The organism is Tessaracoccus aquimaris, assembly GCF_001997345.1.
Taxonomy (GTDB): domain Bacteria; phylum Actinomycetota; class Actinomycetes; order Propionibacteriales; family Propionibacteriaceae; genus Arachnia; species Arachnia aquimaris.
In genome coordinates this window covers 2,716,469-2,728,477 of the sequence record NZ_CP019606.1, presented here as the reverse complement: position 1 = coordinate 2,728,477, position 12,009 = coordinate 2,716,469, and the positions used below count along the sequence as shown (strand labels likewise).

13 protein-coding genes are annotated in these 12,009 nt (G+C 70.6%); 6 read left to right on the top strand and 7 right to left on the bottom strand.

Features of this window, described 5'->3' with window-relative positions:
* Positions 1–2: 2 nt before the first annotated feature.
* The 5 genes from BW730_RS12630 to BW730_RS12610 form a co-directional block, all read right to left on the bottom strand.
* The gene (locus BW730_RS12630; RefSeq protein ID WP_226996780.1) at positions 3–428 is read right to left on the bottom strand and encodes an arsenate-mycothiol transferase ArsC; all 426 of its coding nucleotides are present in this window, start codon (positions 426–428) and stop codon (positions 3–5) included.
* 33 nt (positions 429–461) lie between these two features.
* Entirely contained in the window at positions 462–1,058 is a 597-nt protein-coding gene (locus tag BW730_RS12625) for a DUF4126 domain-containing protein (RefSeq protein WP_077686559.1), read from the bottom strand.
* Positions 1,059–1,257: 199 nt separating this feature from the next.
* The gene (locus BW730_RS12620; protein ID WP_077686558.1) at positions 1,258–1,887 is read right to left on the bottom strand and encodes a hypothetical protein; all 630 of its coding nucleotides are present in this window, start codon (positions 1,885–1,887) and stop codon (positions 1,258–1,260) included.
* Positions 1,888–1,912: 25 nt separating this feature from the next.
* The gene (locus BW730_RS12615; protein WP_145952851.1) at positions 1,913–2,548 is read right to left on the bottom strand and encodes a hypothetical protein; all 636 of its coding nucleotides are present in this window, start codon (positions 2,546–2,548) and stop codon (positions 1,913–1,915) included.
* 47 nt (positions 2,549–2,595) lie between these two features.
* Positions 2,596–3,192, bottom strand: coding sequence for a hypothetical protein (locus BW730_RS12610; protein ID WP_145952850.1), 597 nt, complete (start codon positions 3,190–3,192; stop codon positions 2,596–2,598).
* 96 nt (positions 3,193–3,288) lie between these two features.
* Between BW730_RS12610 and BW730_RS12605 the strand changes: the two genes are divergently transcribed.
* Positions 3,289–5,379 carry an NAD(+) synthase gene (locus BW730_RS12605; protein ID WP_077686555.1) on the top strand — a complete coding sequence of 697 codons (2,091 nt, stop codon included), beginning with the start codon at positions 3,289–3,291 and terminating at the stop codon, positions 5,377–5,379.
* Between the two features lie 34 nt (positions 5,380–5,413).
* On the opposite strand, the gene BW730_RS12600 is transcribed toward BW730_RS12605, so the two are convergent.
* Both BW730_RS12600 and BW730_RS12595 read right to left on the bottom strand, forming a co-directional pair.
* The gene (locus BW730_RS12600; protein WP_226996778.1) at positions 5,414–5,905 is read right to left on the bottom strand and encodes an RNA polymerase sigma factor; all 492 of its coding nucleotides are present in this window, start codon (positions 5,903–5,905) and stop codon (positions 5,414–5,416) included.
* Entirely contained in the window at positions 5,902–6,489 is a 588-nt protein-coding gene (locus tag BW730_RS12595) for a hypothetical protein (RefSeq protein ID WP_077686554.1), read from the bottom strand. The genes BW730_RS12600 and BW730_RS12595 overlap by 4 nt, the downstream gene beginning before the upstream one ends.
* Positions 6,490–7,068: 579 nt before the next feature.
* Between BW730_RS12595 and BW730_RS12590 the strand changes: the two genes are divergently transcribed.
* The 5 genes from BW730_RS12590 to BW730_RS12570 all read left to right on the top strand — a co-directional run bounded on the left by BW730_RS12590 (position 7,069) and on the right by BW730_RS12570 (position 11,959).
* A complete protein-coding gene (locus BW730_RS12590; RefSeq protein ID WP_077686553.1) occupies positions 7,069–7,998 on the top strand; it encodes a siderophore-interacting protein in 930 nt (309 codons plus the stop codon).
* Positions 7,999–8,000: 2 nt separating this feature from the next.
* Positions 8,001–9,035 carry a FecCD family ABC transporter permease gene (locus BW730_RS12585; RefSeq protein WP_077686552.1) on the top strand — a complete coding sequence of 345 codons (1,035 nt, stop codon included), beginning with the start codon at positions 8,001–8,003 and terminating at the stop codon, positions 9,033–9,035.
* A gap of 199 nt (positions 9,036–9,234) precedes the next feature.
* Positions 9,235–10,068, top strand: a complete 834-nt coding sequence (locus tag BW730_RS12580; protein WP_158522657.1) for a FecCD family ABC transporter permease — start codon at positions 9,235–9,237, stop codon at positions 10,066–10,068.
* Positions 10,065–10,862, top strand: a complete 798-nt coding sequence (locus tag BW730_RS12575; protein WP_077686550.1) for an ABC transporter ATP-binding protein — start codon at positions 10,065–10,067, stop codon at positions 10,860–10,862. The genes BW730_RS12580 and BW730_RS12575 overlap by 4 nt, the downstream gene beginning before the upstream one ends.
* Positions 10,863–10,909: 47 nt before the next feature.
* Complete coding sequence (locus BW730_RS12570; RefSeq protein WP_077686549.1) at positions 10,910–11,959, top strand: iron-siderophore ABC transporter substrate-binding protein; 1,050 nt, start codon at positions 10,910–10,912, stop codon at positions 11,957–11,959.
* The last annotated feature ends 50 nt before the right edge of the window (positions 11,960–12,009 follow it).

The window sequence follows — 12,009 nt, the reverse complement described above, 5'->3', positions numbered from 1 at the left end:
CTTCATGGCTCAACCAGCGCAGGGCTCCAGCAGTTCGGCGTGGAGCCTCTCCACCCGGGCGGCGATGTCGTCGCGCACCAACCGCATCCGGTCCATGCCCCGATGCCGCGCAGCGACGGCTCGTCGGTGATCCACGTCTCGATCGGCCCTCGCATCCCGTCGACCGGGTCGACGACCGCCTCCTCGCCCAGCACCACCACGCGGTCCACGCCCGCCAATACCGTCGGGTCGATCGGCCGCGGCACCTCGCCGCTCATCGAGGCGCCCACCTCGGCGACCGCCGCCTCCGACTCCGCGTTCAACGCCGAGCCGGGGGCCGTCCCGGCCGAGAACACGTCGACCCCACCCAGCCGACGCATCAGCGCCGCTGCGATCTGCGACTTGCCGCCGTTCTTGACACACACGAACAACACTGATGGACGTGCCATCGTGACCTCCGCTCCTCGACGGGGAACCCGCCGCTACTGAACGACCTCGGCCTCCTTGGCCCAGCGCCGCTTCACCCACCGCCAACCGCGGCGCGCGAACCGCGCCAGGATGACGGCGAGCACGATCATCGCCACCAACAGGACGCCTGCGATCACCGCGGCGGCGACCGGATACAGCACGGCCAGGGTGGTCACGCCGACGACCCCGACGTCGCCCGCGACGGAGGCGGAGATGTTGGTGACCGGCTCGGGTGAACTGTTCACGGCCAGCCTGATGCTGGCCTTCGCCAGGTGACTCACGAGCGCCGTGATGCCGCCGACGGACGCGAGGGTCACCGTCCACAGATCCCCGGAGGCGCCGGCCATCAGCGCGCCGATGACCGCCCCCGCGACCGGGCGGACCACGGTGGAGGGAACGTCCCAGATGGAGTCGACGACGGGCACCTTGTCCGCCACGAACTCGATGACGCACAGCACGCCCATCACGATCAGCACGTCGGTGCGCTCCAGCCCGGCTGGCACGCTGTCGACGCCGAGGAAGCGGCCGAGCAGGCCGAGCACGAGCACCGTCGCGTAGGCGTTGATGCCAGAGGCCCAGCCGGCCGCGAAGGTCATCGGGAGCATTTCCATGGACCAAGTATCGGGGAGAGGGCCGCCATCTTCGGCAAACCCGGCACAGTGCGCGGCGACCGGTCGCCGGACGGCTCGACCGGGGCGCCGCTCCCCGTGCGCTCGGGGAACAGGGGCGAGCCCCAGCGCGTTTGTCAGTGAGGCATCGCCCGCCTCGGCGCGTGCCAGCCCGGCGGCCGGCGCGCCGTGGCTCGCTGGGTCAGCCGGCCCGGCGGCGCCGCACCGTGACCAGCACGATGCCCACCGCGGCCAGAGCGACGAGGCCGGCCGCGCCGAGGCCGAAGGCGAGCCATTCGCCGCCGATCGTCTCGCCTCTGCCGTCTTCGCCGCCGCCCTGCGGGGCCGGGTCGACCTGCGCGTCTGGTGCCGGTGCGCGCGGCTCGCCCAACGCGGTCGTCAGTTCGGCCGTCACCGTCTCGTCGACGGGGCCCGTCCCGTCGCACAGGATCGAGCCCCAGCCCTCGATCGGCTCGCCCATCACGTCGGTGTGGGTGGCGAACACGATGATCCGCATGCCCTCGGTGACGTTGTCGAGCCCGCAACTGGCCGAGTTGTTCGGGGTGGTGACCTCGATGGTCTTGGCGGCCTCGCCCTTCCAGACGCGCTCGAGGGCGACCGCGAAGATCCTCGGATCGGTGCTGCTGGTGGGGTCGGCGGGCGCGTCGACGGCGCCGACGACCCCCTCGGCGACCAGCACGGCGCGCGAGGCGTTCTCGGCGGGGGTGCTGATGGCGCAACTGCAGGCGGAGGCCACGGCGGCCGGGCCCCAGGCGATGCCGATCGAGCCGGCGAGCATCGCCAGCAACAGCAGGATGGACTTGCTTCTCATGGTGAGTCTCCTTGGAGGAGGTGGGTCAGGGTGTGGTGGCAGGAGAGGGGCGCCGGCGGCGCGCAACGGCGATGGCGATGATGGCGGCCGTGCCGTTGAGGAGCAGCAGGCCGCTGAGCGCCCACCGCGCAGCCACGGGCAGCGTCTTGAGCGGGTCGACCGGGACGGGTGCGGGGACGTGGGTGTTGAGCTTCTCGAATAGTTCGGGGTCGCTGGCCGCGGTCTTGCCGGGGCCGACGGCGGCCTCGATGTCGGGGACGACCGACATGCCGTCTCCCATCCACGCCCCGTAGCTCTGGGAGATGGTGGAGTTGAACACGAGGATCTTGTCTCCGACGTTGAAGCGCGGGTTGCCGCACGAGGTGTCCTTTGCCTCGATCCGGGTTCCCGGCAGCGGGTCGCCCTTCCAGATCGTGGTGAAGTCGACGTCGTAACTGGCGTGGTGCGCGCCGATGGGCTCGTACTCGTCGACGACCGTGACGACGGCGACGAGGGCGGCCTCGTCGATGCGCTCCTGCATCGGGGGAGGGTCGACGATCGGGGAGATGTCGCACGCGGAGGCGGGCACCGCCACCCAGGACAGCGCGGCGACCCCGGCGGCCATCGCCAGGTTCGACGCGAGGAGCGGAATGCCCCACCGGGGGCGGTCGGGACGTCTCATGCTCACTCCTTGGTTGCCTGTGGAGGTGCGGTCGTGGGTGTTCATCATCATCCCCTGACGAGGAGGAACAGGGCGAGGGCCGCGACGATCCCGATCGCGAGCGGCGGGAGGACGTCCGAGAGGCCGTCGAACCCGCTGACGGGGGTGGGGGTTGCGATGGTCTCTGGCGCCCATGGCTCGCCGAACCTCGATTCGAGGGCGGCGTCGACCTGATCGGCCGGCTCGCTCGGCAGGCCGCACCACGATGCGCCGTAGGTGCCGTCGTGCTCGAAGCCCCACAGCCGGAGTTCCTCGCCGACCTTCAACTCCCCGAGCCCGCATGCAGTCCCCTGGAAGTTGGTCTCCATGGTCACGGTGGGGGACTGCTCCCCCTTCCACACCTCCAGGAGGGCGACCTCGTACTCCCCGGCGTACCTGTCTGAGGGGGAGACTCCCGCCGACAGGACCCGCACCTGGGCGATCAGGTCCACCTCGTCCATCAGTTCGTCGGTGGTGAACGGCTTGCACGAGCAGGCGGCCGCGGTCGGCGCGTAGCTGACCTGCAGGACGCCGACGCAGGTGAGGGCGAGCATCAGCCCGGTGAGCCACGCGGCCCATCTGCCAGCCAGGCGGGTGGCGGTGCGGGGACGCGGATCTGCTGTCATGTTGGTCACGACGCGACGGGGTCCCTGTTTGGTTGTCACCGGGACTCCGGATTCTTTGCTCAGCGCGGCCAAGGGTCGACGTGCAAGACTCACCCCATGGAGTTCACCTCGCTGTACAGCCACGGTTTTGCGCGGGTCGCGGCCTGCACCGTCCCCGTCGCGTTGGGAGATCCGGCCACCAACGCCGAACGGATCATCGAGCAGGTGCGGCTCTGCCACGACGACGGGGCCGCGATCGCGCTGTTCCCAGAACTGTCGGTCAGCGGCTACTCCCTCGATGACCTGCTGCTGCAGGACGTGCTGCTCGACGCCGTCGACGCCGCCATCGTCCGGATCGCCGAGGAGACCGCCGACCTGATGCCGCTCGTGGTGGTCGGGGCCCCGCTCGCCACGGATCGTCGGCTGTTCAACTGCGCGGTCGTCATCCAGCGCGGCAACGTGCTCGGCGTCGTGCCCAAGAGCTACCTGCCCAACTACCGCGAGTTCTACGAGAAGCGCCACTTCGCCGACGCGGCAGGCGACGCCGACCTCGGGGCCCTGCTGCGGCCGCACTGGCCGACGGCGATGGACGATGCGGAGATCCCGTTCGGCACCGACCTGGTCTTCGAGGCCGCCGACGTGCCCGGCTTGAAGGTCTTCGTCGAGATCTGCGAGGACATGTGGGTGCCGATCCCGCCGTCGACGAAGGCCGCGCTTGCGGGCGCCTCGGTCGTGCTGAACCTCAGCGCCTCCCCGATCACGATCGGCCGCGCCGAGGACCGCGCGCTGATGGCCAGGTCGCAGAGCGCCCGCTGCCAGGTCGCCTACGTCTACTCGGCCGCCAGTCTCGGGGAGTCGTCGACCGACCTGAGCTGGGACGGGCAGTCGATGATCTACGAGGCGGGCGACGAACTCGCCCAGTCGGAGCGCTTCCTGCCCGACGCGAACCGGCTGATCGCCGACGTCGACCTCGACCGCCTTGCGCAGGAGCGGCTGCGGCAGGGTTCGATGGACGACAATGCCCGCGCCAACGGCGTCGGCGCGTTCTCCCTCACGCCGATCCTGTTCGAGGTCGATCCGCCGGAGGCCGACCTCGGCCTGCGTCGCCCGCTGGACAGGTTCCCGTTCGTGCCCGACGACCCGGCCCGCCTCAACCAGGACTGCTACGAGGCGTACAACATCCAGGTCTCCGCGCTGGAGCGGCGGATGCTGTCGATGTCGGGTGGCGTCGCTGAGAAGGCCCCCAAGATCGTGATCGGCGTCTCCGGTGGGCTCGACTCGACGCACGCGCTGATCGTCGCCGCAAAGGCATGCGACCGGCTCGGGCTGCCCCGCACCCACATCCTCGCGTTCACGCTTCCCGGATTCGCGACCTCCGACCACACGAAGAGCAACGCGACGCTGCTGTCGGAGGCGCTCGGCGTCACGTTCGACACCGTCGACATCAAGCCGATGGCCGAGGCCCTGCTGAAGGCGCTCGGGCACCCGGCGGGCGACGGTGAGCCCGTCTACGACGTCACCTACGAGAACGTCCAGGCAGGGCTGCGCACCGACTTCCTGTTCCGCGCCGCGAACCAGCGGGGCGGCTTCGTGCTCGGCACCGGCGACCTGTCCGAACTGGCACTCGGCTGGTGCACCTACGGCGTCGGCGACCAGATGAGCCACTACGGCGTCAACGCCGGGGTCCCGAAGACGCTGATGCAGCACCTGATCCGGTGGGTGATCAGCTCCGACCAGTTCCCGGAGGAGGGCGTCAACGAGACCCTCGACTCGATCCTGAACACGGAGATCTCGCCCGAGCTGATCCCGGTCGCCGACGGGGCGAAGCCGCAGTCGACGCAGGACTCGATCGGCCCCTACGCGCTGCACGACTTCACCCTGTTCGGCGTGCTGCGCCGCGGCTACCGGCCGAGCAAGATCGCCTTCCTCGAGTGGCACGCCTGGCGCGACGCCGAAACGGGGGAGTGGCCGCCCGGCTACCCCGAGGCCGACCACCTCGCCTACGACCTGACCACCATCAAGAAGTGGATGGCGGTCTTCCTGAAGCGGTTCTTCTCCAACCAGTTCAAGCGCACCGCCATGCCCAACGGGCCCAAGGTCCTGGCGGGAGGCTCGCTCTCCCCGCGCGGCGACTGGCGGATGCCGTCGGACGCGTCGGCGCGGGTGTGGCTCGAGGAGTTGGAAGCCAACGTGCCCGACGAGGCCTGAGCGACCGGCCTGGTGGCACGGCCGGTCGCGCGGCTCAGGTGACGCTGGCCGCCTCGCCAATCAGGGCGCGGAGCCTGCCCTTCGCTGCGGCGTATCTACCGCGCGCCGTCGACGCGTTGAGGCCCATGATCGTTGCCGCCTCGGTGATGCTGAACCCGTCCCAGTGGATCAGACGCACCAGCTCGGCCTGGCTCGGATCGAGCCGCGCGACCGCGTCGCGCACGGCGATCGCCTCTGCCGGATCAGGCTCTTGCTGCCGGTCGAGTGCCTGACGCAGCTTGTCGGCGAGGGCGTTGCGGCGACGGCGTCCGCGGGAGTGGTTCAGCGCCACGTTGCCGGCGATCCCGAAGAGCCACATGCGGGCCTCCGTCTCGTCGGTCGGGGTGTTCTCGGCCCGTCGCCATGCCTGAAGCATGGTCTCGGCGAGCAGGTCGCCTGCCTCGGAGCGTGGCACGACGCGACGCTCGAAGTAGGCGAGCAGGTCGTCGGCGTTGCGGCGGAGCGCCTCGGTGAGGGAGGCGTTCACGACTCGCACGTCCACCCGACGGAGAGCAACGACGCCCTCCACGGCAACCCCAGCTCCGTGAGATGCGCCTTCCAGTCGTCGATGAAGACCTGCGTGATCCCGTTGAGCTCGTTCTGTTGGTCGGAGAGGACCGGCTGCCTCTCTCCCTCTTCCTGCCCGTCGATGATCTGCCTCTCCACCTGACGTTGGCGTTTCGCTGCCGCGTCGGCGTCGATCGCGTCGAAGTTGTAGGACTTGAGGAACGCCTCGGAAGCAGCGACGGCGGCGTCCTCGACGTCGCGGGGGTAGGTCTCGCTTCCCTCACCCTCGTTGCCCTTCGGGGAGAAGGTGATGTCGGCAACGCATGCCGTGTCGGTGGTGGTGCCAAAGCCGAACCAGCCGTTCATGACGGCGCCTGCGGTCGCGACGCCGCCCGCAACCAGTGCGGCCGAGACCAGGCCGACCAGCCCCACGCGGAACCTGCGACCGCGCAGCCTGTCTGCGTCGCGCGTGGCGAGCGTCATCGTCAGCAGTTCGGTGTGCAGCGCCTCGTCTCTGGGAGCGATGCCCGGGGACGAAGCGTCCAGGAGGTCGTCGAGATCCATGGGGGAAGCCTTTCAGTAGTGCTTACCCCGTACATGTCCGGCACCCCGCTCTTCGTCCGACCCGGTCGTGACCAGGGACCGCCTGAGTGGCCTCCCGACTTTCCGGACGCCGACCACCTCGCCCACGACCTTCGGCCCACCAAGGATCCCGCCGGGGGAGTTGGGCGAGAACGTCCCCGGCGTCATGGCGTCTTCCGTCCGCTGCGTGAGAGCAGTGCCGGGTGCGGAGCCCGGCAACGGTCCCCACAACCTGGAGCTGGTTGGGACACGGAGCGGCCCCGGAGCGTCGTTTCATCGGTCGAAGACCTCGTGCGCCATTCCGCTGAGGCGTCCCTCATGGCTGAGAGCCAGCGCGCGTCGGTTGGGCAGTCGCGGCACCGCGGCCCCGTGCCGTCGTCGCGTTGTTGCCCAGGATCGTCGCACGGGTGGAGTGGGGTCGTCGGAGGATCGCGACCCACGTCTGACAATGCCTGGAGCAACCGACCTGGCGGCAGTCGGGAGCGCTTCCAGACCGTCAAGTTAGGGCCACCTTAGATGTCGGCTATTACGCAATGGACGACTTGTGTAATACTTTTCGCGATGTCTTCCGCACCTGCCTCGAACGACGCCCGCCCCGCCTACCGGGCCTTCCGGGTCAGCGTGGCGCGCACCCGCCGTCTCAGCCCGCACTTCACGCGGATCACCTTCACGGGCGACGATCTCCTCGACTTCGGCACCGCCGGGCTCGACCAGCGCGTCAAGGTCGTGCTGCCCTTGCCGGAGGTCGGATTCGAGCACTTCCCGCAGGTGGCCGACTGGTACGCCGCATGGCGGGAACTCCCCTCGGAGCGCCGCAACCCGTTCCGCACCTACACGGTGCGCGCCGTCCGGCCGGAGCAGCGCGAGGTCGACATCGACTTCGTCGGTCACGGCGACGCCGGGCCCGCGAGCCGATGGGCGGCGCGCGCGGCCGCCGGTGACGAGGTCGTCATCGTCGGCCCCGACGAGCGAAGCCCGGGGCGCGCCCTCGGCATCGACTGGCGCCCCGGTCACGTCAGCACCCACCTGCTGGCAGGCGATGAGACCGCCGCCCCTGCCATCGCGTCGATCCTCGCGACGCTTCCACCCGACGCAACGGGGGTCGCGCTGATCGAGGTCCCGGACGCCGCGGATGCCCTCGACCTGGTCGCCCCGGAGGGCGTCAGCGTCCGGTTCCTTCCCCGCACACCCGACGGCGACCAGGGCCAGCGACTGATCCCGGCGCTGCGCGACTGGGTCGCGCGGACCTGCTCCGCCGCTGGTCGCGTGCCGGAGCCTTCGCGGCCGACGACGTTCGACGACCCCGACGACGCCCCCCTCTGGGACGTTCCCGAGGGGAGCAGCCTCGACGCCGACTGCTACGCCTGGATCGCGGGCGAGGCGGGCATGGTCAAGGCCCTTCGCCGCTTCCTCGTCACCGACGCCGGCTTGGACCGCCGCCAGGTCGCCTTCATGGGCTACTGGCGCACAGGCCGGGCAGAGCTGGACTGACCATGACCGTCACGACCTCCCCGGCTGCCGCGGCCGGGGCCGTGCTGCGAGCACGCAGGAACCGCGCCGGGTGGGTGTTCGCGGGCGCCCTCGCGGTGCTTGTCGTGATCTGCTGCGCCAGCCTGCTCCTCGGCGTCCGTGACCTCGACCCGGCGACCGTATGGCAGGCGTTGACCGCACCCGTCGCCGACAATGTGGACCACATGGTCGTGCTGCAGCAACGCGTGCCGCGAACCCTCATCGGGCTCGCCGCCGGGGTCGCGCTCGGCGTGGCTGGCGTCGTCATTCAGGGCGTGACGCGCAACCCGATCGCCGACCCCGGCCTGCTCGGCATCAACTCCGGGGCCTCGCTCGCCGTCGTGCTCGCCATCCAACTGCTCGGCGTAACGTCCGCCGTCGGCTACGTCTGGTTCGCGTTCGCGGGGGCCGCGCTCGCCGCCGCCGTCGTGTTCTCCTTCGGGCACGCCCAGCCGGTTCAGCTCGCCCTGGTCGGCGCCGCCCTGGTCGCGCTGATCTCCCCGCTGATCACCCTCGTCCTGCTGCGCGACCAGGCCACCTTCAACTCGTACCGGTTCTGGGTCGTCGGCGCGCTCACGGGCCGCGACCTGCGCTCGCTCGCCCTGATGCTGCCCTTCCTGCTCGTCGGACTCGCCCTCGCCGCCGTCCTCGCCCACCGCCTGAACGCCCTGGCATTGGGCGACGACGTCGCCCGCGGGCTGGGGCAGGACGTCGGCGTCACCCGGGCACTGGCCGCCGCTGCGATCGTGCTGCTCTGCGGCACCGCCGTCTCCCTGGCGGGGCCCATCGCGCTGGTCGGGCTGGTGGTGCCGCACGCCGCCCGGCGCCTTGTCGGCGCGGATCATCACCTCACCACGGCGCTCGCGGTGCTGCTCGGCCCCATCATGCTGCTGCTCGCCGACGTGATCGGACGGTTGGTCGTCAGCAACGACGAACTCGAGGCGGGCGTGGTCGCGGCGTTCCTCGGTGCGCCGGTGCTCGTCGCCGTCGCGCGCGGTCGAAGGGTGGTCGGCCTGTGACCGAACCGTCGACGCTTGCCCGCCAGGTCCGCTCCCGACGCAGGGGCCGCCTCCTGCGCAAGGCCGTGGTGGTCGTCGCGGCCACCGGGCTGATTGCCGCCCTGAGCGTCGCGGGCCTGCTGCTCGGCGCGGCCGACCTCACCCTCGACCAGGTCGTCCGGGGCTCTTCGGGGTCGGCACAAAGTCCGAGATCCTCATCGTGCACACCCTCCGGCTGCCGCGGATCGAGGCGGCACTGTGGGCCGGCGCCGCATTCGGGCTCGCCGGCGCGGTGTTCCAGTCGGTGCTGCGCAACCCGCTCGCCAGCCCCGACATCCTCGGCATCTCGTCGGGGGCGAGCCTCGGCGCGGTCGCCGCGGTGCTCTGGTTCGGATGGAGCGGCGTGGCGATCTCGCTCAGCGCGTTCGTGGGCGCCCTCGTCGTCGCCCTGGCCATCTGGGCCCTCGCATGGCGAAAGGGCCTGCACGGCATCCGGTTCGTGCTGGTCGGCATCGGGCTGTCCTACCTGAGCGGCTCGCTGATCAGTTGGCTGCTGAGCGAGTCGTCGGTGCGCGAGGCCCAGCCCGTGCTGCTGTGGACGATCGGGAGCGTCGCAGACGTGCGGGGCGACCACCTTGACGTCCTCGGATGGCTGGTCCTGGCCTTCGCGACCGTGATCGCTCTCTCGGCCCGGCCGCTCCGGGCCCTCTCGCTCGGGGACGAACTCGCCAAGGGCCTCGGGGTGAGCCTCGACCGGAGCCGCCTGGTGCTACTGCTCGCGTCCGTCGCCCTCGTTGCAACGGCGATCAGCCTCACCGGCCCCATCGCCTTCGTGGCGCTGCTCGCCGCGCCGATCGCGCGCCGCCTGCAGAACGACGGCGGCCCAGCGCTCCTGGTGTCGTGCTTCGTCGGTGCCGCTCTCACCCTCGCCGCCGACGTGCTGGGGCAGCACGCCGTCCCTGGGCTCGTCGCGCCGGTCGGGATCGTCACCGGCCTCATCGGCGCCCCCTACCTGCTCGTCCTCCTGGCCGGGCAACGAAAGGCCACCTCATGAACGACCATGCATTCGAGGCCCTCGGCATCACCGTCGCCTACGACTCGAGGGTGGTGATCTCAGGGCTCGACTTCGCGGTGCCGTCCGGGGCGGTCACCGTCATCGTCGGCCCGAACGCCTGCGGCAAGTCAACCCTGTTGCGCTCCATGGCGGGGCTACACCGGGTCGCCGCGGGCGAGGTGAGGCTCGACGGCGAGTCGATCGAGCGGCTCGGGCGACGTACCGTGGCCAGGACCGTCGCCGTGTTGCCGCAGTCGTCCACCGCGCCCGACGGCGTTCGCGTCGGCGAGTTGGTGGCCCGGGGCCGCTACCCGCATCAGGGCTGGTTCGGGTTCGCGCGAAGCGACGACGACCAGATCGTCGCGAAGGCCCTCTCCGACACCGGGATCGCCGACCTGGCCGATCGACGGGTCGAGGAACTGTCGGGAGGTCAGCGGCAACGCGTCTGGATAGCGATGGTGCTGGCCCAGGACAGCGACATCGTCCTGCTCGACGAGCCGACGACGTACCTCGACGTCACGCACCAACTCGACCTGCTCGACCTGCTCGCCGACCTCAACCGTGAGCGGGGAACCACCGTGGTGATGGTGCTGCACGAACTCAACCTCGCCGCCCGCTACGCCGACCACCTCGTCATGATGCGCGACGGCGCGATCGTCGCGCAGGGCCCGCCCGCAGAGGTCGTCACGGCCGACGCCATCCGCGACGTGTTCGGCCTCGACTCCCACGTCATCCCCGACCCAGTCTCCGGCACGCCGCTCGTCGTGCCCGTCGGCCGCAGCCACGCGGCCTGAACCCAAGAACCGGGGCCGTCACGGCCCCACAACCCCAAGGAGAATCCATGCGGAAGCCACGCATCATCACCGCGGCGCTCGCCATCGCCGGGCTCGCCCTCGCCGCCTGCGGCTCGCCTGCCGGACCGTCGAACGCCGATCCAAGCGTGACGCCGAGCGGGGCCGCCAGCCCTCAAGCCAGCAGCAACGCCTTCCCCGTCGAGATCACCAGCGCGCTCGGCACCGCCACCATCGCCGAGGCGCCGAAGCGCGTCGCCACGTGGGGTTGGGGATCGACCGAGGCGGCCATCTCGGTCGGCGTCTACCCTGTCGCGGTCGCCGAGCAGTCCTGGACCGTCGGGGCAGGCAACCTGCTGCCTTGGGTCGAGGCCGCCTACGACGAGGCTGGCGTCGAGAAGCCCGCAGTGCTCACGGATGCTGACGGCGGCGCCACCTTCCCGTACGAGGAGCTCATCGCCGCCGACCCCGACCTGATCGTCGCGCCCTACTCCGGGCTCACGCAGGAGCAGTTCGACACCCTGAGCGACATCGCGCCGGTGGTCGCCTACCCCGCGGCCCCTTGGACGACCGGATGGCAGGACACCATCACGATCACGGCCGAGGCCCTCGGCCGTGGCGCGGAGGGTGAGAAGGTCCTGAGCGGCATCGACGACTCGCTCGCGGCCATGAAGGCGGCCCACCCCGAGTTCGAGGGTAAGACGATCGCGGGCATCTGGGACGGCGACGGATCCGTCTCCGTGTACACGGGGGCGGACCCCCGGATCGGGATCCTCACGGAGCTCGGCCTGAAGGTGGCCCCGAGCGTCTCTGAACTGGACACGTCGAACGGCGGCTTCTACTACGAGCTCAGCTATGAGCAGTTGGACAAGCTAGATGCCGACATCCTGATCGCCTACCACGCCAACGAGCAGGACGCGAAGGCGTTCCTGACCAAGCCAGCCCTCCAGGCGATCCCCGCGGTGAAGGCCGGTCGCGTCGCGCAGGTCAGCGACCCCGTCACCGTCTCCTCGGTCTCGCCGCCCACCGCGCTGACCTTCGACTGGAAGGACGGGCTCCCGTCGCTGGTCGACAAGCTCTCCGTGGCGGCGAAGAAGTAGTCAGGGCAGCAGGGCAGGGCCCGTCCCTGACGGCGGGCCGCTGCCTTGCG

Bases quoted from the DNA above. Each gene is read 5' to 3' on its own strand.
- BW730_RS12630 (WP_226996780.1), bottom strand. From the start codon at position 428: ATGGCACGTCCATCAGTGTTGTTCGTGTGTGTCAAGAACGGCGGCAAG.
- BW730_RS12625 (WP_077686559.1), bottom strand. From the start codon at position 1,058: ATGGAAATGCTCCCGATGACCTTCGCGGCCGGCTGGGCCTCTGGCATC.
- BW730_RS12620 (WP_077686558.1), bottom strand. From the start codon at position 1,887: ATGAGAAGCAAGTCCATCCTGCTGTTGCTGGCGATGCTCGCCGGCTCG.
- BW730_RS12615 (WP_145952851.1), bottom strand. From the start codon at position 2,548: ATGAGACGTCCCGACCGCCCCCGGTGGGGCATTCCGCTCCTCGCGTCG.
- BW730_RS12610 (WP_145952850.1), bottom strand. From the start codon at position 3,192: ATGACAGCAGATCCGCGTCCCCGCACCGCCACCCGCCTGGCTGGCAGA.
- BW730_RS12605 (WP_077686555.1), top strand. From the start codon at position 3,289: ATGGAGTTCACCTCGCTGTACAGCCACGGTTTTGCGCGGGTCGCGGCC.
- BW730_RS12595 (WP_077686554.1), bottom strand. From the start codon at position 6,489: ATGGATCTCGACGACCTCCTGGACGCTTCGTCCCCGGGCATCGCTCCC.
- BW730_RS12590 (WP_077686553.1), top strand. From the start codon at position 7,069: ATGTCTTCCGCACCTGCCTCGAACGACGCCCGCCCCGCCTACCGGGCC.
- BW730_RS12585 (WP_077686552.1), top strand. From the start codon at position 8,001: ATGACCGTCACGACCTCCCCGGCTGCCGCGGCCGGGGCCGTGCTGCGA.
- BW730_RS12575 (WP_077686550.1), top strand. From the start codon at position 10,065: ATGAACGACCATGCATTCGAGGCCCTCGGCATCACCGTCGCCTACGAC.
- BW730_RS12570 (WP_077686549.1), top strand. From the start codon at position 10,910: ATGCGGAAGCCACGCATCATCACCGCGGCGCTCGCCATCGCCGGGCTC.